This window comes from Bradyrhizobium sp. LeoA1Lang, from assembly GCF_055413685.1.
Window position 1 is genome coordinate 1 of record NZ_JBVAPG010000605.1, and the last position, 255, is coordinate 255.

General features: G+C 58.0%; 1 protein-coding gene. It reads right to left on the reverse strand.

Annotated features, from left to right (window positions below; all coding sequences use genetic code 11):
- The coding region (locus ACZYOF_RS44680) for a transposase (RefSeq protein WP_463719710.1) at positions 1-255 on the reverse strand (255 nt) is incomplete at both ends.

Genomic DNA, 255 nt, shown 5'->3' on the forward strand with positions numbered 1-255 from the left:
TTATCACGGCAGCGGTCAGATGGATCATGGCTGCGAAGCTTTGATCTGTCTTGTCTGCGCGCAGCGCGATGCGCTTGAATTCCTTGAGCTTGCAGAAGAAGTTTTCGATCAGATGCCGCCATTTGTAGATCTCCTCGTCGATGGCGAGAGGTTTGGCGCGGCGCGGATGCTGGGAGATGACGGCCTTGGCGCCGCGTTCGTCGAGATCGGCGATGATGGCGTTGCTGTCGAACGCCTTGTCAGCGATCAGCGCAC